The sequence below is a fragment of the Amycolatopsis sp. CA-161197 genome, from assembly GCF_050942255.1.
Classification (GTDB): Bacteria; Actinomycetota; Actinomycetes; order Mycobacteriales; family Pseudonocardiaceae; genus Amycolatopsis.
The window spans coordinates 4,359,552-4,381,204 of record NZ_CP192059.1 but is presented as its reverse complement, the minus strand read 5'-3'; the positions used below and the strand labels follow the sequence as shown (position 1 = coordinate 4,381,204).

Here is a 21,653-nt window from a genome sequence, read left to right as displayed (position 1 = left end):
TGGCCATCCTGATCGAGCTTACCGAGGTGCCGGTGCTGGATGGACCGGCGGAGGAGGTGGACCGTGACTGCTGAAATCAGCAGTGACCCGTGGTCGACGCTTGACGACATCCTTGGCCTGGAAGCCGCCGACCCCGTCGACGACGGGATCGGCGAGCTGGCGGTCTACGGCCGGTGCTCGACCGAGGACAACCAAGACCCGGAGACTTCCCGCGGCTGGCAGTTCGGGAACGCGCGAAAGTTCGTCGAGCCGCTCGGCGGCCGGATCGTCGCCGAGTTCTTCGACATCGGGCAGTCACGTTCGGTGCCCTGGGACCGGCGGACCGAAGCCGCGCGGCTGCTCGCCGAGCTGAAGAACCCGCGACGGACGTGGAATGCCGTAGTGGTCGGCGAGGGAACCCGGTGTTGGTTCGGCAACCAGTTCTCGCTGATCGCGCCACGGTTCGCTGCGTACGGGGCGGACTTGTGGGTGCCGGAACTCGGCGGGAAGTTCGACGCGCGGAACCCGTCGCACAAGATGCTCATGAGCGTGCTTGGCGGGATGAGCGAATCGGAGCGCCAGCACGTCCAAGCGCGCGTTCGCGCAGCGATGGACGCTCAGGTCGTGAACGAGGGTCGTCACCAGGGCGGCCGGGCGCCGTACGGGTACGTCGTGGTCGATGGCGGGCCGCACCCGAACCCGCGGAAGGCCGCAGAGGGGTTCCGGCTACGCGTGTTGGCGATCGACGATGAGGCGGCCGGCGTCGTCCGGCGGATCTTTGCCGAGTACCTGGAAGGTGTGGGCGACCGCGCGATCGCGAAGGGCTTAAATCAAGACGGAGTGCCGTGCCCTTCGGAACGTCGGCGTGACCAGAACCGCCACCGGCTCGCCGATGGCTGGCAAGGAAGCACCGTTCGATCCATTTTGGAGAATCCGCGCTACACCGGGTACGCGATCTTCGGGCGCTGGACCAAGCACGAAACCTTGCTGAACCCGGACGATGTGAGCGCGGGCCACGTCGTGCGGTTCCGCCGCGCGGAGCCAGAACGCGTCGTTCGATCGCGCCGGCCCGCACATCCAGAAATTGTCTCGGTGGAGACGTTCACGCAGGCACAGCTGGTACGCCGATCACGCGCGGCCGGCGGAATGCGCGGCATCGCGAAGCTCGATCGAGAACGCGGCGCCACCAAGCACACCTATCTACTGAAAGGGTTGGTGCGCTGCGAGATCTGCACAAGGAAGATGCAGGGCGCGGTGATTCGGAAAGGCGTCTACTACCGGTGCATCGCGCGGACGCTGGCTCCGGGGTCGGCGGCGCTCGCCGACCACCCGAAGACGGTGAACCTTCGCGAGGACGTCGTGACTCCGCCGATCAACGCTTGGCTGTGTCAGGTGTTCGATCCAGCCAACCGGGACGAGACCGTGGCCGCATTGGCCGGCACACAGGACAGCCAGCCGAGTACAGGCCGGGAGGCCGTCGAGAAGCGGCTAAAGGACGCGGAAGCGCGGTTGCGCAGGCATCAGGCCGCGATCGAGGCCGGGGTGGACCCGGCGGCACTGGTCGACGCGATGAACATCGCTCAGGCCGAGCGACAAGCCGCGAAGGAAGAGCTTCAGCACCTGCCAGAAGCGCAGACGCTCGACGTGGCTGAGGTGTACGCCATGCTCGACTCGCTCGGCGACGTTGCCCGACACCTGAATTCGCGGAACCCGGACCGGATCATCCAGGTCTACCGTGACCTGGGCCTGCAAGTCGTCTACGACAACAAAAAAGAGGCGGTCGCGGTGACCGCCTCTCCCCGTGTGGTTAACGTGTGTGTCCGAGGGGGGACTTGAACCCCCACGCCCGTTAAGGGCACTAGCACCTCAAGCTAGCGCGTCTGCCATTCCGCCACTCGGACTTGCTGATGAAGAGAGTATACGACCCCTGGAGGGCTGTTTTCAGGGGGGTGTCACCTGATGTTCAAGGGGCGGATGGGATGATCATGTGTTTTGCCCACGACGGTGGCGGTTTAGCGTATTGCCAGGTCAGTGCACCTTTTAGAGAGCCTGTGGGCGACTCAGCCGGCTCGTGCACCGCGTGATGCTGACGTCCCGAGCGGGTTTCTAAGACGATCTACTCGGCGCTGGGGTCTTCCCGAAGACACATTCGGTTTGAGACCTCCCGGCGAGGGCTCCCGGGTGAGGGCAGCGTGCCGGGTGGAGATTCGATCCCGGTGTGGGCGTCAAAGGTCTCCACTAACCGGGAGTAGCCGTTGTTGCAAGGGAAGGGGAACGGCCTGCCAGGGTCGCGTCGACTCGGTTGGCGCCCTTCTAGCTGCACCCGCGGTCTTTCAGCGTCGACCTCCATCGCAACGTTTGAGCAGGTCAGACCAGGGGTCATCAACTGCTGGGACCTCCCCGGCAGCTGCCTGACTCTGCCGGAAAGTTCCCGCTTCCCTGTGTCACTCAGCGTCGCGGGCGGCGAGCGCCTGAGTGACGTCGTCACCACGGATGACCATCAAGCCGTGCGACTTGGCACAGCGGACGCTGTGCTCGGCCAGGGTGCCGGCGAGCCGGCTGGGGTCCACCGTCGTATTCGGCGGCGTTGTGGTCGGCGGGCCGCCGGGGCACCTTCGGCGTACGCACCCGCGGCTCGCCACGCGGGACTGGGCGACGTCGGCAAGGTGATCGATCGAGGCTGCTCGGCAGCGGCGATCTCTTTGCGGTCTTCGGCTGCCGGCTCCGCCGCGTGCATGACGACTGGTGATACCTGGTCGATCCCATCTTCGAACGGTGTTTTGAAGGTGCGGATCAGCTCGAGCGCGGCGTCCGTGACACCGACGGCGACGCAGGTTCCGCGGTTGACGTCCGGGCGCAGTTCCGTGGCGTGGATGCCGGCCCGGTGCTTCCCGGAGCCGAGCGACCCGTCGTTGGCGATCTGGTCGGCGTGGCTGGCCTACCGAACTCGCCGCCTTCGAGACTGCGGGGCGGATAGCCCAGGCAGGTAAGAGGTTCCGGGCTTCTCGTTCGGAAGTCGCGGGAACCAGAGTGCTCCTAACTGGTCTCAGGCTGAGGCCAGGAGCAGGTTCACGTCTTCGCGGTCGTCGGGTCTCGGAGCAGTCCGGCGCGGTCGCGGATCGTTTCGAGGGCTGTTGCGGCGTGGGACGAGAACGGGTCTGCAGGGTCGCTGGTGTTGATCCATTCGCGGAGGCCGGCACTGAAGGCCAGGATCAGCATCTCGGCGGCGAGGCGTGCGGTCAGCTCGTCGACGCCGCGGTCTGCGAGCGCGTCGGCTGCCGCGGTCGTGGTCCGTGCGATCTTCAGCAACCCGCGCTCTTGCACGTCCATGTTCGCGTCGGCAATCCGGCGCCGCGCGATGGCCCTGGGGCGCTGGTCGGCTGTCATCCTCGCGTCCGCTGCGTGCAAGGCGGCCAGGAGACAGGTGGGCACGTCGGCTTCCGCGGGTGCGGAGCGGATCGCGTCGGAGAACAGGATGGCGAGCTCGTCCTCTCGACCGAAGAGGATCTCGCGCTTGTCGGCGAAGTGCCGGAAGAACGTCGCGCGATTCAGGCCCGCGCGCTCGGCGATCTGCGCCACCGTCGTGTTCTCGTATCCCTGAGCCGAGAACAGCTCGAGCGCGGCATCCTCCAGTCGCTCACGCGCATCCGGCGCCCATCGGCTCATGCTCACACGATAGACGATGCGACAGCATCGCATCACGCCATTGACGCGACTGTGTCGCATCAACTAGCTTCGATGCGACACAGTCGCATCACTTGCAGGGAGCATCACATGCGCATCTTCGTCACCGGCGCCTCCGGCTGGATCGGATCCTCAGTCGTCCCCGAACTCATCGGCGCCGGCCACGAGGTCGTCGGCCTCGCCCGTTCCGACACCGCCGCTGCCGCGATCGAGCAGTTGGGCGCCGAAGCCCGCCGTGGCGGCCTCGACGACCTGGGCATCCTCCGAGATGCGGCGGAAGAGAGTGACGGCGTCATCCACCTCGCCTACGCCCACGAACTCGGGCAGATCGGCGGCGCCCCGGCCGATGCCGCCGCCATCGACACGTTCACGAGCGCGCTCGAGGGCACCGACAAGCCGCTGCTCGTCACCGGCGCGACCATCACCGTGCCGGGTCGAGCCGCCACCGAGCACGACGAACTGGTGCCAGAGGGGCCCATCGCCGCGCGCATCAAGAACATGCGGGCCGCGCTCGCCGCCGCCGATCGCGGAGTCCGCGTGAGCCTTGTGATGATCCCGCGATCCGCACATGGCAAGGGCGAGCAACACGGCTTCATCCCCCAGCTCACCGCCCGGGCGAGGACAACCGGCTTCTCGGCGTATGTGGGCGACGGGATGAACCGCTGGCCCGCCGTGCACGTCAGGGACGCAGCGACGCTGTACCGGCTCGCGATCGAGAAGGCGCCCGCAGGATCGGTCCTGCACGCCGTGGGCGACGAGGGAGTCGCCTTCCGCGACATCGCCGAAGCGATCGCGCGCGGAGTCGGCGTGCCCGCGCAGTCCCGCCCCGCAGAGGAGTTCGGCATGCCCCTCGGAGCACTCCTGGGCACCGACATGCCCGCCTCGAGCACGATCACCCGGCAACTGCTCGGATGGACACCGACGCACCCCGGCCTCATCGACGACATCGAAGAGGGGCATTACTTCGCCTGACGACCCGCAACCGGAGGAGCCGAGGGGCTGGCGCCCCTCCGCACCAGCGCCACGACTTGCCCCTCAGGTGTGCCAGGAAAGCACTGCTGGAACTCCGTCACCGCCAACTGCTGTCCCATGTCCGGCGACCTTCCCGGCTGGGTCCGCACGCTGCTGGGCATGACGATCGTTGTCACGGTAGCTGCAGGTCAACGGGGAATTGCAGGTGTGTAGACAGCGTGCAAGATCGTCCTCGGACAATCACCGTAACTCCATAAGCGCGGATCGAGCTCGGTCTCGATCCGCGCTTGTCGTTTTCCGGCGTAGTCGCCGAGTCGACGGTCGCTCGTGCTTGCGCTGCATCCGGCGGCCGCAGACTCCACGGTGCAAGAGGCCGCTGAGTGGGTCGCGCCAGTAGACAAGTTTCATGGCGGGTCAGACCAGCGGGATCCTCGAAGGAATCGGGGCCGGACCGATTCCTTTCCAGACCCGGCCGAGTCCAACCACCCATGACGACGCACTCTTCGCGGCGCCTGGTGCTCAGCACCCTGGTGTCGCTCAACGGCGTGATCAGCGAACCCTTGGCGTGGGCCGGGCCCTACTTCGGCCCGGGCAGCGCGGCGGCTTCGCTGGCGGCGCTGCGCGGCTGCTCGGCGATGCTGATGGGCCGGCGGACCTACGACATCTTCTCCCGCCAGTGGCCGGACACCCCCGGCGACTACGCCGCCCACCTCAACGCCATGCCGAAGTACGTGTTCTCCTCGACCCTGCGAGACCCACACTGGACCAACACCACCGTGCTCGACACCGAGGTCGCCCGCACCGTCGCCGCGATGAAGCGGGAGCCGGGCGGGGATTTGATCGTCTACGGCCACGGCCGGTTCGGTCATACGCTCACCGCGGCCGGGCTGGTCGACGAGCTGGCGGTGACCGTCGTGCCCGTGACCGTCCCCGGCGGCGCCTCGTTTTCCCACCCCGGCGACGCGCCGAGCAGCTGGGAGGTGCTCAGCGCGGGCCCGGGCGCCGATCCGGAGCTGGTCTCCTTGCGCTACCGGCCACGACGAGGATGACGGACATGCCGGAGACATGGGACGGTCTCGAGGAGTACCGGCCGGAGCTGGTCGCGTTGTGCTACCGGATGACGGGTTCGGTGCACGAGGCCGAGGACCTGGCGCAGGAGACCTACCTGCGAGCGTGGCGCAACCGGGCCTCCTTCGAAGAACGCGCGTCAGTGCGCACCTGGCTGTACCGGATCGCCACGAATGTGTGCCTCACGGCGTTGCAAGGGCGGGGCCGCCGGGTGCTGCCGGCCGGGCTCGGCTCCCCGGGTGAAGATCCGGACGTCCCGCTGGTCGCGGCCGAGGTCCTCTGGGTCACGCCGTGGCTCGGCGACCCGGCCCACGTGGCCGAACGACGCAGGATGCTGCGGCTCGCCCTGGTCGCCAGCGCGCAGTATCTGCCGCCGCGGCAACGCGCGGCGTTCCTGTTGCGCGAAGTACTGGCCATGCCGGCCACCGAGATCGCCCAGGTGCTCGACACGAGCGTGCCCGCGGTCAAGAGTGCCCTCCAACGTGCACGCGCCCGGCTCGACGAACTGACGCCGGCGCCGGAGAACTTCGCCGAGCCGGGCTCCCCCGCGGCGCGCGACGTCCTGAACTCCTACATCGCCGCCTTCGAAACCGCCGACGTCGCGGCTCTGACCCGCCTGCTGCGCGACGACGCGACCCTAGAGGTGATCCCGTCCGGGTTGTCCCTGTCCGGGAAACGCTCATGCGTTCCGTTCCTGGCCGAGCACGTGCTCACGGCGCCCGGGCTGTACCGGATGTTCCCGACCGTCGCGAACGACCAGCCGGCCGCCGTGGCCTACCACCGGGAGCGGGCCGACGCGCCATTCCGGCCCTTCGGGCTGGCCGTGCTGACCACGGACACTACGCACCTGGCGTCGATCACGACCTTCCTCGACCCGGACCTGGTCGGCGCGGCGGGCTTTCCCGACGACCCCGACCGGGTGCACTTACCGCGCGAAGACAGTTGCGCCGCACGGGACAGCAGTCATCCGGCGGCGTCGGCGCGGTAACCGCCGGGCGTGGTCGCGTGCTCCCGCCGGAAGGCCTTGGCGAAGGCGAACGGAGAGCTGTATCCGGTGGCGGCCGCGACTTGCGCCAGCGTCTTGTCGGTGGTGCGCAACAGCCGAGCTGCGGTGGCCATCCGCCAGCGCGTGAGGTACGTCAACGGCGGTTCGCCCACCACGGAGGCGAACCGCCGGGCGAACGCCGCGCGCGAAAGCCCGGCGACCCCGGCGAGCTGCTCCACCGTCCACGCTCGGCCGGGCTCGGCGTGCATGGCCGCCAGCACCCGGGACGTCACCTCGTCGGTCAACGCGGCCGACCAGCTCGTTGCGGTGTCTTCGGAGCCGGACATCCACGCGCGGAGCAGATACACCAGCAGAGCGTCCACAAGCGACGGTGCCACGGCCGCGGCCCCGGGCGGCGCCTCGTGCAGCTCGGCGCCGAGCAGGTCCACCATCGCCCGCAGACCCGGATCACGTCCGGGCGCGGCGGGCAGGTGGACAACCTCCGGCAGATCCCGCAGCAGCGGATGAGGACGGCGGCGCACCAGCTTGTACGCGCCGCACACGATCGTCGACCGAGCCCCGGACCCGGGCAGCGCGAACCGCCCGAACGATCCGCCCGGCGTGTCACGGACCGGCGCGAACGGAGTGAGGTCCACACCCGGTGTGGAGACGATCGCGTGCGGAGTACCCCGGCCGAGCAGCACCACATCACCGGGCCCCAGCTGAACCTCGGCGAACGCGGCCCCGTCCAGCGGAACCAGCTGACAACTGCCTTGCAGCACAACGTGGAACGCGGCACCGAGGACCTGGTCGAAGCGCAGTCCCCACGGCGCGTGGACCTCGGTGAGAGCGGCGACCGGCCGGCCCGCTCGCATCGCCGTCAGGATGTCGGCCAGCACGTCCATGCCGAGCAGTCTACGTGTCCACGTCCGCGAGACGCTGAGACAAACAATGGCGACGATCAACCATTTTCCGTCTCTTTGACCCGCCATAGCCTGGCGCCAGAGTTCATTGACCGCGAACTGGAGATGACCATGAAGACGGTATGGGTAGAAGGTGCCACGGGTAAGGCGGGCAAGCGTGTGACAGCTGCGCTCGCCGCAGCGGGCGTTTCGGTGCGAGCAGCGACCCGGCATCCGGACGCACCCACAGAGAACGTCACCCCGGTCCTGTTCGACTGGGCCGACGAGTCCACGTGGGCGGATTCGGTCGCCGGCGCCGACGCCCTGTTCCTCAAAGGACTCGACGTGCTCGACGACGCGGCCTCGTTGTTCGCACGGCTCATCGCCGCCGCCCCGCAGGCGGACCACGTGGTCCTCATGTCCGCTTTCGGGGTCGACAAAGCACCCGCGGCCGCTCCGCGGGCGCGAGTCGAACAGGTGGTGCGGGAGTCGGGCCGGAACTGGACCATCCTGCGCCCCAACTGGCTCATGCAGAATTTCGACGAGGACGACGCGGTGTACGCCAGGGCGATCCGCGACGACAACGAGCTCTACGCCGGAAGCGGAAGCCACCGCGCCGGCTTCGTCGACACCCGCGACGTCGCCGACGCGGCCGTCGCGGCCCTGACGACCGACGGCCACCACGGCCACAGCTACGACCTCACCGGCCCCGAAACCCTGACGTTCGCGAAGGTGGCCGACACGCTGTCCAGCGCGTCGGGGCGGACCATCCGCCACATCGACGCCGACCTCGAGACGCACCGGGCGCATTTCGCCCGCTCGGGACGTCCGAACGCGTGGGTCGACCACATGATGGATCTGTTCGTCTTCGTGCGCGCCGACTTGTTCGACGCCGTCACCGACGATGTGCAGCGGCTGACCGGCCACGCTCCGCGCTCTCTGGATGAGTACGCGCGGGAGATCTTCACGTCGACGTCTCCTGCGCCCTCGACGTCCATCGCCTGACCGGCACAGGTGTGCCCGGCAGGCGCGCGATCAACGCGGGCTTGCCGGGCGTGTCGTGGCAGGAGAAATTCGCTGTGGTGTGTTGCCGACGATGTGCGAACGCGTCGCCCCCGTCCCGCGGCCACCGCTACACCTTTAATGATTCTTTACTTTCTCGAACGGCGAAGCCATACTGACCGTGAGGGGAGTACTTCCGCAGGGGCTGCCCGGTCAATACGGACATCCCGGTGATGTCCTCGGGAGCCCGCCCAGGTCGGTGACACGGGGTGTCGGCGGCACTGGGTGAAGGAGACCTCGAACCCGCGCCGGCGTGCGCTCGTTCGAGGAGGTCCTGTGCCCGCGGAAGTTGTTGTGGCGGCTCCGACAGAGTCCGTCGGGTCGCTTTGGCTGTGGTTGATCAGCATCGCGGTCCTGGTTGTGCTTCTGGTCGCCGACTTCATGGTGACGCGGCGTCCGCACGAGGTGTCGATGCGCGAGGCCGTCGGCTGGTCGGTGTTCTACCTGGCGCTGCCGGTGGTGTTCGGGGGCTGGCTGTGGGTCGCGTACGGGAGCGGCCAGGCGGTGGAGTTCCTGACCGGCTTCGTCGTCGAGAAGTCCCTGTCGGTGGACAATCTGTTCGTGTTCATGCTGCTGCTGGCCGCGTTCGCGGTTCCGCCGGCGTTGCAGCAGCGGGTGTTGCTCTACGGCATCGTCGGCGCACTCGTGCTGCGCGGGGCGTTCATCGCGGCCGGCGCCGCACTGCTGGCGGCGGGAACCTGGGCGTTCCTCGTGTTCGGGCTGGTCCTGTTCCTCTCGGCGGTGAAGATCCTGCACCAGGCACTCACCGACGCCGATGCCGAGCCGGACCCCGCACGGATGCGGTCGGTGCGGCTACTGCGCAGGTTCATCCCGATCACCGACGACTACCAGGGAGCCAGGTTGACCGTGCGCGAGCACGGGAAACGGGTGTTCACCCCGCTGGTGGTCGTGGTGGTGGCGGTGTTCACCACCGACGTCGTGTTCGCGATCGACTCGGTGCCCGCGGTCTACGGCATCACCGAAGACCCCTACCTGGTCTTCGCCACCAACGCCTTCGCGCTACTCGGCTTGCGCGCCCTGTACTTCGTGCTGCACACCGCGCTGGCGAAACTCCGCCACCTCAACGACGGCCTGGCCGTCATCCTCGCGTTCATCGGGGTGAAACTCGTGCTGCACTGGGCCCACGGTGTCTGGCCCGCCGTGCCGCAGATCCCCACCCCGATCTCGCTGGGGGTCATCGTGCTCGTCCTGGCCACCGTCACCACCACCAGCCTCCTGCCCCGCCGCACACCTGAGCCCGCTGACCACCGACGGGACTGAGCCATGGCAACCGAACTGCTCGTCAACGCCCTGCTCGAACTCTTCCTCACCCTGCTCGTCCTCGCCGCACTGGTGATCACCTGTGCGGCATTGACCCCACCACGCGGCCCAGGCTCCTGAACCCGGCGATCCACGCGGCGAAGCTGCGGGCAGCGGGCGTGCCGACGGTGCGCTGTAGCGGCATCACGCCGTCGAAGGACCCAGTCGAGGTCAAACTCGCGTCAGGCTGGCGACGTCCCCTCGTCTGGCAGCGGGACCGTGGAGCCTCATGAATATGCCGCCCACTTCGCGAATGTCTTCGTCGGGGCTGATCAGTGCGCGGTCGACTAACATGCGGAGCGGTTCCCATGTTTGTACGTGTGCGAGCATCTCCGCATAACAGCGGTAGAGATCGTACGGGGCGATGTCGGTGTCTGCTTCGTCCAGCAGCCGAGGCAGGAGCGCTTCAAGCCGGGGTGACAATTGTTTTCGAGAGATCCACATCAGTGAGTCTCTGACCTCGTGCGCGAGACCGAGGTCGGTTGCCAACCACATGATCTCCGGGAGCAATTCGAGAGCGTCGTCGGGAACGTAGCGCAGATAGGCCAATGCAGTTCCGCGATCACTGCCGCGGAGTTCACGTTGCAGCACGCGTAGCCGTTCTTGGCCGGGCCGCGCGCCTCAAATGATCTTGGGCGCGTGACTGCGCCACGCCGGCGGTGGCCAGTTCCGTCCAGAGAGTTTCGATGTCAGGTTCCATCTGACGTCACCTGATCTTCCCCCATTGCTCCCATCCCAGGTAGGCAAACTGCTCGGCAAACGCGTCGAAGGGTACATCGCAGGTCGGGTAGCGTTTCGGCCGTTACTCACCCGGAAGTAGCAGTCACTCGCCGAGCCAGCCGGGACGGACCAGTCCGGTCTCGTAGGCGAGCACGACAAGTCCCGCGCGGTCGCGGACCGAGAGTTTGCCCATGATGCGGGAGACGTGGGTTTTCGCGGTCAGCGGGCTGACGAGCAGGCGGGCGGCGATGTCCGCATTGGACAGTCCCGCGCCGGCGAGGGTGAGGACTTGGCGTTCCCGCTCGGTCAGGGCGGCGATGGCCGCCGCGGCTGCCGGAGCCGGCTTCGTGCGCGCGGCGTATTCGGCGATCAGCCGGCGGGTGACGCCGGGGGCGAGCAGGGCGTCCCCGGCCGCGGCGGCGCGGACGCCCCGCGCGAGCTCGTCGGGTTCGCTGTTCTTTACCAGGAATCCGGCCGCACCCCGGCGCAGCGCTTCGAACACGTACTCGTCGAGGTCGAACGTGGTGAGCATGACGACGCGGGTCGCGCCGCACGCCGGGTCGGCGGCGATCCGCGCGGTCGCGGCCAGTCCGTCGAGGCCGGGCATGCGGATGTCCATCAGGACGACGTCGGGCCGCAGCGCCCGCACGAGGGCGAGGGCGGTTTCGCCGTCGCCGGCTTCGCCCACCACGACGAGGTCCGGGCGGGTCTCCAGAAGCACTCGGATACCGGCGCGCACCAGTGCCTGGTCGTCGGCGAGGACGACCCGGATCGGGCCGGGAGCGGTCACGAGGCGCCGCCGATCGGCAGGACGGCGGCCACCCGGTAACCGCCGCCGGGTACCGGCCCGGTCGTGAGCAGGCCGCCGAACGCGGTGGCGCGATCCCGCATCCCGGGCAGGCCGTTGCCGCCTCCGGCGGTCCGGCTGCCGGGACGTCCGCGACCGTCGTCGGTCACGGTCAGCTCCAACCGTCCTTCCGTGCAGGCCACGCGAAGCCCGAGAGTCGAGCCCGCGCCGGCGTGCCGGATCGCGTTGGTGACCGCTTCTTGCGCGATGCGGTATGCGGCCTGGTCGACCGGCGTAGGCAGGACCGGCAGCGGGCCCGCGGTGTCAGCCGTGACGCGCAGCCCCGCCGCGCGCGCTCCCTCGAGCAGTTCGGCAAGGTCGCCGGGCTGGGAAAGCCGAGGGCTCGGACGGTGCGGAGCGGCCCCGGCGCCGGGCGAGCGCAGTGCGTCCAGTGCCGCGCGCAGCTCCCCGAGCGCGGAGTTGCCTGCGTCCTTGATCGCCGTCAGCGCCTGCTCGACGGCTCGCGGATCGCGCGGGAGCAGAGTGAGCCCAGCGTTGGCCTGAACCGTGATCAGGGCCAGCTGATGAGCGAGGACGTCGTGCAGATCGCGCGCGATCCGCAGGCGTTCGTCCCCGGCGCGGCGCAATTCCTGCTCCTGACGCGTCCGCGCCGCACCTGCCAGTTCGGCCTCCCGGGCGCGGCGCGCCTGCCGCCGCACCCGGACGAGTTCCGCGGCAGCGGCCAGCACGAGGAACCACGCCGCCAAGCCGCCCCCCGACGCCACGCTCGGCGGGTCCCAGCCCGGCACCGGAACGAACACGGCCAGCACATACCCGGCGAAGAGAACCGCGTAGGCGACCGGTCTGCTGCCGAGCACCACCGCAGCCGCGAACGTGACGATCAGCGGCAGGAACACCGGCGCGGGGGCCACGCCCGACGCCAGATCCGCTACGTACGCGGCGAATCCGATCACCACTGCGCGCGTCGGCCGCACCCGCGACCACGCCACAGCCGCACCGGCCGCCGCGGCCGTCACGCACCCGACGGCCCACGGCCCGCTCTGAAACGCGGCCGCCACTCCCGCCGCGGCCGCGGCGAAGGCCAAGCCGAGCAACGGGTTAACACCGCCCGGCAGACGGCGGTGCCCGGCGATTCCACGGCGAAGTGCCACCCGGCCATCGTCCGCGCGTCGCCGCGCTGACGCGTCAGCCTGGAAGCGCAAGTCCCGCTACGCCCGTGGACGTACTCCCGGAGGAGCAGCCGGAGATACGCCTGAGACGCGACGCGGACCAGCCACGGATCACCGCATGATGCCCGCCATGACCACTTTTCGAAGGATGTTCCGCGCCGGGCTCGCGGCAACCGCGGCCGCAGCGCTGCTCGCCTGCCTGCCCGGCTCGGCCTCGGGCGAGACGGCCGGCCCCGATCTGGTGCAGGTCCACGACGGACAGCTGCGCGGCGTCGTCACCGGTGACCACCGGACGTTCGCCGGGATTCCGTACGCCGCACCGCCGGTGGGCAACCGGCGATGGCGTGTCCCCGCACCAGTCCCGCGCTGGCACGGGATCCGGGCGGCCACCGCGCCGGGCAACCGCTGCCCGCAACCCGGATCCGATCCGGCAGGCGGGCCGACAGTCATCGGCGACGAGGACTGCCTGTTTCTGAACGTCACGACGCCCGTCATGTCCGGGAACCCACGCCTGCCCGTCCTCGTCTGGCTTCCCGGCGGCGGATTCGTCAACGGCGCGGGCAGCGACTACGACCCGTCCCGGCTGGCCGTCAGCGGCGACGTCGTGGTCGTCACCGTCAACTACCGGCTCGGCGCGCTGGGATTCCTCGACGAGCCCGCACTCGACGACGCCTGGGCCGGCAATTACGGGCTCGCCGACCAGCAAGCCGCGTTGCGCTGGGTCCGGGAGAACATCCAGGCCTTCGGCGGTGACGCCCGCAACGTCACGCTCGCCGGCCAGTCCGCGGGCGCGTTCAGCGTCTGCGCCCAGCTCGCCGCACCGGCAGCACACGGGCTGTTCGACAAGGCCATCGTGCAGAGCGGACCGTGCGGCAACAGCTTCGTGTCGCAGCCGGACGCGCAACGACGCGGTGAGCGCACCGCGGCGAGCCTCGGCTGCACCGCACCCGCCGACGTCGCCGCCTGCCTGCGCGCCATTCCGGCGGCCGACCTGGTCGGGCTGGACACCGACGTCGCCTTCCGTGCGACCAACGGGCTCCGCGACATGCCCTGGAGCCCCGTGGCCGGCAGCCCGGCACTCCCCCGGCAGCCGCTCGACGCACTCCGCGACGGCTCCGCCGCGGGCATTCCGATCATCCAAGGCACCAACCGCGACGAGATGCGCCCGTTCGTCGCGCTCGACAACGACGCCCACGGAACACCCGTGACCGCCGCCGGCTACGCGGCCGCGCTGCGGGAGATCTTCGGCCCCGACACCGACCGGGTGCTCGCGGAGTACCCGGCCGACCGGTTCCCGACGCCCGGAATCGCGCTGGCCACCGTGCTGACCGACCGGGGAGCGAAGCTCGGCGCGTGCCCGGCGGCCCTCGCCGATCGGGCAGCCGCCCGGTACGCGCCCGTCTACGCCTACGAATTCGCGCAGGACGACGGACAGTTCATCCTGAACTTCCCCATGGGCGCCGCGCACGGCGCCGAACTGCCCTACCTGTTCGACGGGACTTTCGCCGGACCGCCCGCCACCCCGCCGAACGCCGGGCAAATCTCCTTGTCCCACCAGCTGATCGGGTACTGGGCCGCCTTCGCCAGAACCGGCGATCCCAACACCGACGGCACCCCGCGGTGGCCGCGCTACCAGCCGAGCACCATGCCGTCCTTCACCGCAGCCGGCACCGAGCAGATCGACTTCGCGACCGAGCACCACTGCGCGTTCTGGCAGACCGTCCGCCGGTAGCGCTCGGACCATCCGAGGAGCTCTGCCGCTCGGGATCCCGGCATCGATCTCCTGCGGCGTGCTTCCGGCAACCCGGAGACGTCTTTCAGAACACCGGCAACCGCCCACCGGAACCAAGTGGTCGCCATCTCGATGCGGAGTGCAAGAATCCTCCGCCTGAGACGAAGGATCGACACTGCGGGCTGCGACGTCGGCCTGCCTGCCGCGGGCTGAGGGGACGATGTGGGATCTGCTGCACGCATGGCGTGAATGGTTCGCCGGCCACGACACCACGCAGCTGCGGGTGTTCGGGATCGCGGTCCTGTGGTGGGGGCGGCTCGGGAAGACACTCGAGTTCGTGGGCGGTCTCACGGTCGTCATCGATCTGCTGGGCCGCACGAAAATGGCGGCATTCCACGCCATCCTGCGGACCAGGCGTACCCAGTTGATCTCGAGGTTGCGACGCTGGCTCACTCCCCGCCGGAAATCCCCCGTGCGACCGGTGAGGTCGACGCCCCTCCGTCCGCCTGGGCTTCAGGCGTTCCACCGCGCCGGCGCCGTTGCCGCGGCGGTGCTCCTCTTCATGCGGTATCTCGACGGCAGCGATGATCCCCTCGCATCGACGGTGGTCGCGCTGCTGTGCCTTTCGTTCGCCGCCTTCCTGGCCGGTATCGGGCTCGGCGAGGCCGGCTACCTGATCACCTTGGTGCTGCTCACAGCGCTGGTCGCGGCGACGCTCCACCTGCTCGGGCCCCGCGAAAGCCCGGCCGTCACCAGGATGGAGGCGTTCCACGCCACACTGCGAGACTGCCGCGCTCAGTTGCACGCCCGCTGGCAAGGCGCCCGCACACCCGGCGAGGAACCCCCGGCGCCGCAACCAGACCCGCCGCGAGGCGACACTCCGGCCTTCCGGGCGTTCGTCATCGCGGGCACAGTCGTGATGGGCCTGTTCCTCTTCGTGTCAGCGCACTACCAATACGCCCCGCCCAACGACCCCATGCCCCTACCCGTCCTCGTGGCGCTGATAGCGATCCTCTCCCCCACCATCGGCGGTGTCGTCCTGGGTGGCGGCGGATACCTGCTCAGCCTGCTGGTACTCGAAGGCCTGGTGGTGACCACTCTTGGGCACCTCCGAACCCGCGCCGGCCTGGAGTCCCGGCTGAAATGGATCGGCCTGGGTGTCTTCGTCGTCGGCTTCTCGATGGACCTGCTCTCCTCGTGACCACCCACCGTCGCCACCATCTGGCACAACCAGGCGGCTATGGATGCGCTGAGGTTGACGAGCGGGGCCGGGGAGGGCCTATGCCGGTTTGCCGGCGTCGATCCAGTCGCGGAAAACGGCGACACGCTCGGCCGGCCATGCTCCGTCGCAGGGCATTGTGCCGGCCTCGAGCCGGCCGAGGATGGCGTCGGCGTGGGTGGAAACATCGTCGAGGGACCAGAGATCGAAGGCGAAGTTCATCGCGTCGCGGTCGCTCTCGCGAAACAGTGGCTTGATGTGATCCTCGAAATGCATGGGCTCGCTCTCCGTTGTGGTTGCGCCTGCGGCGCCTGGACGGTCAGGTCCCCCGCTGAGCTCGGCGGTCTTTCCGCTGGGCGAGCTCGGCCTCATCCACCACGACCAGCATCGGCTTACCGGGTTCGCACAGCATCGTGACGGTGAACCGCAGCGGGACGTCCTCGCGGTTGTTGCCGTCCTGATAATGGATGACATCGCCGCCCGGCTCCCAGAACGCCTCTCCGGCGGGCACCACCCGCTCCGGTTCGCCTTCCACCTCCAGCACCATCTCGCCGTCCAGTACGTAGCCGAACGCCGGCCCGGGATGCCGGTGCGGCGGCGCACCAGGATCGCCGGGTGGATACTCGACGACCACGGTCATCGCGTGGGCCCCCGCCGGGATGAACGGCGGGTCCGCCTCCTGCAGCGTGGTGAACGCCGTCTGCCACGCGGTCGATCGCTGCTTCTGCCCGGCCGGATCTGTGTTCGTCATGTGAATCTCCTCCGCGTTGGATGGGCGGTCGAGTGGCGGCGTTGCTTCCCGGTCCGGCCGGGCCCTGGCCGACCCTTCTTCTCCCGGGCCCGCAGCCCAGCGTCCCGCACCCCCGCTCGGCGCTGAAGGGTCTTTCTTTCACCGTGGCCGCCGTCGCCGACGGCGACGTGCATGCGGGGCTGGTATCCGTCAATGAATCCGTGCACACCTCGGCACCTTTGCCTCAGGTCGGCTTCAACCGGACGATGAGAAGCGGTGACCAACACGAACAACGCCACGACGGCAAGCAAGCCCCCGGAAACGCCCAGGAGGCACCCGCCATGACTTCTCCCGACTTTCCCTACCCGCAAGAGGGATTGCTGCTCACACACTTCCTCACCGTCTCCGACGTGGCCCGATCCAGGGTCTTTTACGCCGACATCTTCGGAGGACAGGTGGTGCTGGAAGAAAACCCGTGCATCGTCAAGGTCGCCAACAGCTGGATCATCATGAACCCCGGCGGCGGCCCCACACCGGACAAACCCGACATCGTCCTGCGTCCCCCCGAGGCCACCGACCCGGTCTCGACGTTCCTCAACGTGCGCGTGGCCGACATCGCCACCTTCTACGCCAACGCGCGCAGCAAGGGCGCGGAATTCCTCACCGAGCCGCTCGACCGCAAAGCCGAGATCCGGTGCTACCTGCGCGACCCCGACGGCTACCTCATCGAGATCGGCCAAGCCACCGGCATGGTGAAAGGCATCTTTGCCGATCCATCCCCAGGCTCGAAGTAACAAGACACCCGATGAACGCCGCGAGGACGACCAGACTCGAAGCGATCCCGGGCAAGGTCAGAACTCGTAGTCCCAGTCGACTTCCCACAGCAGGACCGAGCCGTCCGAGGTGCCGGTGACCACGTGGTGGCCGCTGGGGGTCATGGCCGCCGAGGCGACGTAGGTCAGCTGGGCCTGGTGCAGGCAGCGGCCCTCGACCAGGTCCCACCAGCGCAAAGTCCGGTCCTCGCCACCCGACAGGGCGTGGCGGCCGTCAGCGGCGATGGCGACCGCGTTGAGCTGGGCGGTGTGCCGTGCCGGTAGCTGCCGGACCTCGCCGGTGGGCAGGTTCCAGGCGAAGACCGCGCCGGTGGTGCTGCCGGACACGGCGTGCCGGCCGTCCGGGGTGACCGCGACCGCGCTCACGCCACCACTGTCCGGAGTGGACGTGCGGAGGCACTCACCGGTGGCCAGATCCCAGTAGCGCAGCGTGTGGTCGGCGCCGCCGGACAGGGCGTGCCGGCCGTCGGCGGTGACGGCCAGCGCGTTCACGTGTGCTTCGTGGCCGGACAAAGTGCGCACGGCCTGGCCGGCGCGCAGGTCCCACAAGCGCACCAACCGGCCGGTGCCCGCGGACACGGCCCGGCGGCCGTCGGGCGTGATGGCGACGGCGAAGGTCATCACGTCGGCATCGAGCGGCAGCGCGGCCAGGAGCTTCCCGCGGTTGAGGTCCCACCAGTGCACTTTCTCGTTGCCGACGGACACGGCGTGCCGGCCGTCCGGGGTCGCCGCGGCGCTGAACGCGAAGCCGTCGCCGGCGTCGAGGGTGTGCAGGCACTGGCCGGTGGTCAGGTCCCACCAGCGCAGCAGTGTGTCCGCGGTCGAGCTCAACGCACGCCGTCCGTTCGCGGTGATGGCCACGGCCTTCGTGAGGTGGGCCGGGGTCGCCAGCCGCCGGATCTGGCGACTGGCGATCACCGTGGTGCGCCGTCCGCCGTGGCCGGACCGGCGCCACAGCTCACCCAGCTCCGGATCGTTCTCGAATCCGGCGACAGCCCGGGCCGCCCGCAGTTCCCGCGCCGCGGCGGGTGCGTCGCCCCGGTCGAGCAAGGCCCGCGCCGCCTCGATCCGGCTGTGGAACCGCTCGGCCTGGGCACCGAGGTCCACAGTGGAGCGTGGACGGCTGTACCGCCACGGCGCCGGACGGCCGGGGGCGAGGTCCCACCAGCGCACGGTCTGGTCGAAGCCACCGGACAGCGCGGTCCGGCCGTCGGCGCTCACCCGCAGCGAGTTGAGCGGGCCGCCGACGGCGGCGGTCCAGAGGCAGCGGCCGGTGGCCAGCTCCCACCAGGTCAGCTCGCCGTCCCCGTTGCCGACGACCACGGTGCGTCCGTCCGGGGCGACAGCGACCGCGAAGATGGCGGTGGACACCATGTCCAGCACGCGGTGGTGGTAGCTGAGCACCCGCAGGCACCGGCCGGTGGCCAGGTCCCAGTACCGCACCGCGCCGTCGTGGCCGGCCGAGAGGAACCGGGTGCCGCCGGGCAGCGGCGCGAGTGCGTAGACGGCGCCGCGGTGGCCGGTGAACTCGCGCAGCTGATCGCCGGTCTCCAGGTCCCAGCAGCGCACGGTGCCGTCCTCACCCGCCGACAGGACCAGCGCTTCGGACAGCACCGCGATCCGGTTGATCCCGCCCTCGTGCCCGCCCAGGGTGTGCAGGCAGCGGCCGGTGGCGAGGTCCCAGCACCACAGGGTGCCCGTGGCGTCGCCTGCGAAGGCTCGACGTCCGTCCTCGGACAGCGTGACGGACCGGAACGGCACGCCGTCCTGGCCGGTGAAGGTGCGCAGAGCGGTGCCCTCGACCAGGTCCCACCAGCGCACGGTGCCATCCATGGCACCGGACAGGGCACACGCGCCGTCCGTGGACAAGGCCACCGCACCGACCAGTCCGATATGGCCGGTCAGGGTCCGCAGGCACTGGCCGGTCTCCAGGTTCCACCAGCGGACGGTCCGGTCCTCACCGCCGGAGACGGCGTGCCGGCCATCGGCGGCGAAGGCCGGCGGGCAGGTCTTGCCCTCCTGCGGGGGCAGGACCAGCGTCCGCTGCCGTACCGGTACGGCAGCGGCCACGGCCGCCCGCGCGGCGGCCACTTCCTCGTCACCGGGCGTGGCCTCGGCTGCTTCGGCGAGCTGGGCCTCGGCCTGCACGAGGTCACGGCGTTCCCAGTGGACCGCGCCGAGCGCGTAGGCCAAGCTCGCCCGTCGCGGGTCGGCTTCGGGCAGCGAAAATCGGAACCGCTCCAGCTCCTCCACCAGCTGCACGTCGGTCAGCCCGCCCTCGTGCCACTGTCCGAGCTTGCTGTTGACGGTGGCGTCGAGGTGCTGGGGGTCGGCTTCCAGGGCTTGGTCCCAGAACTGCCGGGCCTGGTCGGTCCGGCCGAGGTCCAGCAGGGACAGTGCCTTGTTGTTGAACCCGTCGGCCCGCACGGCTATCGAACTGGTGGCCGTGCGCGGGAAGGAACGTCCGATGTGGACTTGATACGCGTCGGCCAGCCGATCGGCCAGCGCGCCGAGGTCCGACGGGCGCGCGGCCGGGTCGGCGGTGAAACACTCCCTCAGCAGGGTGGCGACCTCGGGTGGCATCGCCGCGCGGCCCGGCGCGGTCCCGCGCGCGAGGTATTCATCCAGCGCCGCCGCGGCGAACGCGCCGAGCGTCCAGGTCACCCCGCCGGTGAACAGCTCCAGCACGGTCACCGCCCAGGACCACACGTCAGCGGCCCGTCCGGCGCGCTCACCGCGGTACTGCTCCGGCGACGCGTACGCGGGAGTCAAACCACGGTGGGTGACCAGGATCGACTCGGGCTCCGCCACGTCGTCCGCTCCGGAGGACCGCTGCTGAGCCCTGGCCAGCCCGAAGTCGGTGACCTTGAGCAGCCCGTCTGCGGTGAGCAAAGCGTTGCCGGGCTTGACATCCTGGTGCACCACCCCGGCCTCGTGCGCGGCCCGCAGGCCCCAGGCCAGCTGGATCGCGACGTCGAGGATGTCCGGCAGTTCCCGAAGCCGCCCGGCGGCCAGCGCCTCCGCGACCGTGCCGCCGGGCACGAACTCGGCGAAGATCCGCGGCACCCCGCCGAGCACACGCACGTAGTGGCAGGTGCACAGGTGCGGATGCGGCGGGAGGCCGACCCACACCTCGGCCTCGTCGACGAACGCCTGGACGCCGGACAGCCACAGCCGCCGCAGCGGGCTCTTCACCGCGAGGTCCAGCCCCCAGCCCAGGTGCCGCACCCGGTGCACCACACCCATGCCGCCCGCGCCGAGCTTCTCCTCGACCCGGTACGTGCCGAGCACGGTCTCCCCGACGCCCCAGGAGGCCTCGCCGGGCGGCCGCTCGTCGGGGCCGACCAGCGTCGACCGGGCCTGCACGCCCTCGTCTCGCGGCGGGTTTTTCCTTCGCCACCAAGGCATCCTCGGCTCACCTCATCCGCGGGGCTCGTGGTCCCAGTCGATCGCCCAGACGAGCACCGTCCCGTCGCGGCTGCCGGTCACCGCGGACCAGCCGTCCGAGGCGACGGCAGCCGCGCAGACCTCGTCCTCGTGCCCGGTGAGCACGCGCAGGCACCGCCCGGACCGCACCTCCAGCCAGCGCAGCGTCCGATCCGCGCCCGCGGTGAGCGCGTGCTCGCCGTCGCCGATGAGGGACAGGGCGAGCATCGGCCCCTCATGTCCGGCCTGCGCGTTGATCCAGCGGCCCGAAGGCAGCTCCCACCGCTGCAGATTCCCACAGTCCTCACCGGACAGTGCGGTACCGCCGTCCGCGGTCACCGCCACCGCCCGTGAGCCGCATTTGTGACTGCGCAAGGTTTCCACGCACTCGCCGGTGCCGATGTCCCACCACTGCACGGTGGCGTCCACGCTGCCGGACAGGGCGTGCCGCCCGTCGGCGGCCAGCACGATCGAATTCACCGGGGCGGTGTGTCCGGAAAGGACTCGCAGGCACTCCCCCGTCCGCGGGTCCCACCAGCGCAGCGTGTGGTCGGCGCCGGCCGACATCACGTGGCCCGAGGCGGCCACCGCGACCGCGGTCACCTCGTCGGCGTGCCCGGACAGCACCCGCAGCGCGACGCCCGTGGCCGGATCCCAGACCCGGACGGTGTGATCGGCGCTCGCCGAAACCGCTGTCCTGCCGTCGGGTGCGAAGGCGATCGAGGTGACCGTCTCGGCGTGGCCGTGCAGTTCCCGCAGGCGCTCCCCCGTTTCGAGGTCCCAGTGGCGCAGCCCGTAGTCCCAGCCCGCGGTGAGCACCCGGCGGCCGTCCGGCGCGAGCGCCAGCGCGGTGAGCCCGGCCGGGTCTTCGATCGTGCGGACGCGGCGGAAGTCCAGGAACGCGGTCCGCCGGCCGGACCGGCCCGCTTCGCGCCACAGGTCCAGCACCTCCGGATGCCGCGCGTAGCCGGGGATGGCCCGCACCTCGCGCAGCCGCCTGGTCGCGGCCGGGGCCGCGCCGTTGGCCAGCAGGTAGCGCACCTG

The 21,653-nt window shown here is 69.9% G+C and carries 19 protein-coding genes and 1 tRNA gene; 9 read left to right on the top strand and 11 right to left on the bottom strand.

What is annotated here, in order from left to right:
- Nucleotides 1–63: 63 nt before the first annotated feature.
- Nucleotides 64–1,815 (top strand): recombinase family protein, encoded by a 1,752-nt coding sequence (locus ACQPXB_RS20955; protein ID WP_432854790.1) that lies wholly within the window; start codon nt 64–66, stop codon nt 1,813–1,815.
- Here ACQPXB_RS20955 and ACQPXB_RS20950 read toward each other — a convergent pair.
- From ACQPXB_RS20950 to ACQPXB_RS20940, 3 genes are all read right to left on the bottom strand, one after another.
- Nucleotides 1,797–1,880: transfer RNA gene (locus tag ACQPXB_RS20950), tRNA-Leu, on the bottom strand. The genes ACQPXB_RS20955 and ACQPXB_RS20950 overlap by 19 nt on opposite strands.
- 543 nt (nt 1,881–2,423) lie before the next feature.
- Nucleotides 2,424–2,549 (bottom strand): hypothetical protein, encoded by a 126-nt coding sequence (locus ACQPXB_RS20945; protein ID WP_432854787.1) that lies wholly within the window; start codon nt 2,547–2,549, stop codon nt 2,424–2,426.
- A gap of 499 nt (nt 2,550–3,048) precedes the next feature.
- Nucleotides 3,049–3,645 (bottom strand): helix-turn-helix domain-containing protein, encoded by a 597-nt coding sequence (locus ACQPXB_RS20940; RefSeq protein WP_432854785.1) that lies wholly within the window; start codon nt 3,643–3,645, stop codon nt 3,049–3,051.
- A 108-nt stretch (nt 3,646–3,753) separates the two neighbouring features.
- Between ACQPXB_RS20940 and ACQPXB_RS20935 the strand changes: the two genes are divergently transcribed.
- From ACQPXB_RS20935 to ACQPXB_RS20925, 3 genes are all read left to right on the top strand, one after another.
- Nucleotides 3,754–4,635 (top strand): SDR family oxidoreductase, encoded by an 882-nt coding sequence (locus ACQPXB_RS20935; RefSeq protein ID WP_432854782.1) that lies wholly within the window; start codon nt 3,754–3,756, stop codon nt 4,633–4,635.
- Nucleotides 4,636–5,123: 488 nt separating this feature from the next.
- On the top strand, nt 5,124–5,684 hold the full coding sequence (locus ACQPXB_RS20930; RefSeq protein ID WP_432854779.1) for a dihydrofolate reductase family protein: 561 nt from the start codon (nt 5,124–5,126) through the stop codon (nt 5,682–5,684).
- A 5-nt stretch (nt 5,685–5,689) separates the two neighbouring features.
- A complete protein-coding gene (locus ACQPXB_RS20925) occupies nt 5,690–6,691 on the top strand; it encodes an RNA polymerase subunit sigma-70 (RefSeq protein ID WP_432854776.1) in 1,002 nt (333 codons plus the stop codon).
- Here ACQPXB_RS20925 and ACQPXB_RS20920 read toward each other — a convergent pair.
- The gene (locus tag ACQPXB_RS20920; protein ID WP_432854774.1) at nt 6,667–7,593 is read right to left on the bottom strand and encodes an AraC family transcriptional regulator; all 927 of its coding nucleotides are present in this window, start codon (nt 7,591–7,593) and stop codon (nt 6,667–6,669) included. The genes ACQPXB_RS20925 and ACQPXB_RS20920 overlap by 25 nt on opposite strands.
- Nucleotides 7,594–7,716: 123 nt before the next feature.
- Here ACQPXB_RS20920 and ACQPXB_RS20915 point away from each other — a divergent pair, with 123 nt between their 5' ends.
- Both ACQPXB_RS20915 and ACQPXB_RS20910 read left to right on the top strand, forming a co-directional pair.
- Nucleotides 7,717–8,595 (top strand): NAD(P)H-binding protein, encoded by an 879-nt coding sequence (locus ACQPXB_RS20915; RefSeq protein ID WP_432854772.1) that lies wholly within the window; start codon nt 7,717–7,719, stop codon nt 8,593–8,595.
- A gap of 333 nt (nt 8,596–8,928) precedes the next feature.
- On the top strand, nt 8,929–9,933 hold the full coding sequence (locus ACQPXB_RS20910; protein WP_432854769.1) for a TerC/Alx family metal homeostasis membrane protein: 1,005 nt from the start codon (nt 8,929–8,931) through the stop codon (nt 9,931–9,933).
- 210 nt (nt 9,934–10,143) lie between these two features.
- Here ACQPXB_RS20910 and ACQPXB_RS20905 read toward each other — a convergent pair whose 3' ends face one another.
- The 3 genes from ACQPXB_RS20905 to ACQPXB_RS20895 all read right to left on the bottom strand — a co-directional run bounded on the left by ACQPXB_RS20905 (nt 10,144) and on the right by ACQPXB_RS20895 (nt 12,651).
- Nucleotides 10,144–10,563 (bottom strand): hypothetical protein, encoded by a 420-nt coding sequence (locus tag ACQPXB_RS20905; RefSeq protein WP_432854766.1) that lies wholly within the window; start codon nt 10,561–10,563, stop codon nt 10,144–10,146.
- A gap of 232 nt (nt 10,564–10,795) precedes the next feature.
- Nucleotides 10,796–11,482, bottom strand: coding sequence for a response regulator (locus ACQPXB_RS20900; RefSeq protein WP_432854763.1), 687 nt, complete (start codon nt 11,480–11,482; stop codon nt 10,796–10,798).
- Nucleotides 11,479–12,651, bottom strand: coding sequence for a sensor histidine kinase (locus ACQPXB_RS20895; protein WP_432854760.1), 1,173 nt, complete (start codon nt 12,649–12,651; stop codon nt 11,479–11,481). The genes ACQPXB_RS20900 and ACQPXB_RS20895 overlap by 4 nt, the downstream gene beginning before the upstream one ends.
- Before the next feature lie 148 nt (nt 12,652–12,799).
- Here ACQPXB_RS20895 and ACQPXB_RS20890 point away from each other — a divergent pair, with 148 nt between their 5' ends.
- Both ACQPXB_RS20890 and ACQPXB_RS20885 read left to right on the top strand, forming a co-directional pair.
- A complete protein-coding gene (locus ACQPXB_RS20890) occupies nt 12,800–14,401 on the top strand; it encodes a carboxylesterase/lipase family protein (protein WP_432854757.1) in 1,602 nt (533 codons plus the stop codon).
- 220 nt (nt 14,402–14,621) lie between these two features.
- Entirely contained in the window at nt 14,622–15,602 is a 981-nt protein-coding gene (locus ACQPXB_RS20885; RefSeq protein ID WP_432854754.1) for a hypothetical protein, read from the top strand.
- A 78-nt stretch (nt 15,603–15,680) separates the two neighbouring features.
- Here ACQPXB_RS20885 and ACQPXB_RS20880 read toward each other — a convergent pair whose 3' ends face one another.
- Nucleotides 15,681–15,896, bottom strand: coding sequence for a hypothetical protein (locus ACQPXB_RS20880; RefSeq protein ID WP_366581890.1), 216 nt, complete (start codon nt 15,894–15,896; stop codon nt 15,681–15,683).
- A 43-nt stretch (nt 15,897–15,939) separates the two neighbouring features.
- Nucleotides 15,940–16,371, bottom strand: a complete 432-nt coding sequence (locus tag ACQPXB_RS20875) for a cupin domain-containing protein (protein WP_432854751.1) — start codon at nt 16,369–16,371, stop codon at nt 15,940–15,942.
- A 143-nt stretch (nt 16,372–16,514) separates the two neighbouring features.
- On the opposite strand from ACQPXB_RS20875, the gene ACQPXB_RS20870 reads away from it, so the two are divergent.
- Entirely contained in the window at nt 16,515–17,144 is a 630-nt protein-coding gene (locus ACQPXB_RS20870; protein ID WP_432854748.1) for a VOC family protein, read from the top strand.
- A 57-nt stretch (nt 17,145–17,201) separates the two neighbouring features.
- On the opposite strand, the gene ACQPXB_RS20865 is transcribed toward ACQPXB_RS20870, so the two are convergent.
- Both ACQPXB_RS20865 and ACQPXB_RS20860 read right to left on the bottom strand, forming a co-directional pair.
- Complete coding sequence (locus tag ACQPXB_RS20865) at nt 17,202–20,591, bottom strand: protein kinase domain-containing protein (RefSeq protein WP_432854745.1); 3,390 nt, start codon at nt 20,589–20,591, stop codon at nt 17,202–17,204.
- Between the two features lie 12 nt (nt 20,592–20,603).
- Nucleotides 20,604–21,650 (bottom strand): WD40 repeat domain-containing protein, encoded by a 1,047-nt coding sequence (locus ACQPXB_RS20860; RefSeq protein WP_432854742.1) that lies wholly within the window; start codon nt 21,648–21,650, stop codon nt 20,604–20,606.
- Nucleotides 21,651–21,653: the final 3 nt, after the last annotated feature.

Excerpts from the sequence above, each read along its gene's own strand:
- ACQPXB_RS20940 (WP_432854785.1), bottom strand. The coding sequence starts at position 3,645 with ATGAGCCGATGGGCGCCGGATGCGCGTGAGCGACTGGAGGATGCCGCG.
- ACQPXB_RS20935 (WP_432854782.1), top strand. The coding sequence starts at position 3,754 with ATGCGCATCTTCGTCACCGGCGCCTCCGGCTGGATCGGATCCTCAGTC.
- ACQPXB_RS20930 (WP_432854779.1), top strand. The coding sequence starts at position 5,124 with ATGACGACGCACTCTTCGCGGCGCCTGGTGCTCAGCACCCTGGTGTCG.
- ACQPXB_RS20925 (WP_432854776.1), top strand. The coding sequence starts at position 5,690 with ATGCCGGAGACATGGGACGGTCTCGAGGAGTACCGGCCGGAGCTGGTC.
- ACQPXB_RS20920 (WP_432854774.1), bottom strand. The coding sequence starts at position 7,593 with ATGGACGTGCTGGCCGACATCCTGACGGCGATGCGAGCGGGCCGGCCG.
- ACQPXB_RS20915 (WP_432854772.1), top strand. The coding sequence starts at position 7,717 with ATGACCATGAAGACGGTATGGGTAGAAGGTGCCACGGGTAAGGCGGGC.
- ACQPXB_RS20890 (WP_432854757.1), top strand. The coding sequence starts at position 12,800 with ATGACCACTTTTCGAAGGATGTTCCGCGCCGGGCTCGCGGCAACCGCG.
- ACQPXB_RS20885 (WP_432854754.1), top strand. The coding sequence starts at position 14,622 with ATGTGGGATCTGCTGCACGCATGGCGTGAATGGTTCGCCGGCCACGAC.
- ACQPXB_RS20880 (WP_366581890.1), bottom strand. The coding sequence starts at position 15,896 with ATGCATTTCGAGGATCACATCAAGCCACTGTTTCGCGAGAGCGACCGC.
- ACQPXB_RS20875 (WP_432854751.1), bottom strand. The coding sequence starts at position 16,371 with ATGACGAACACAGATCCGGCCGGGCAGAAGCAGCGATCGACCGCGTGG.
- ACQPXB_RS20865 (WP_432854745.1), bottom strand. The coding sequence starts at position 20,591 with ATGCCTTGGTGGCGAAGGAAAAACCCGCCGCGAGACGAGGGCGTGCAG.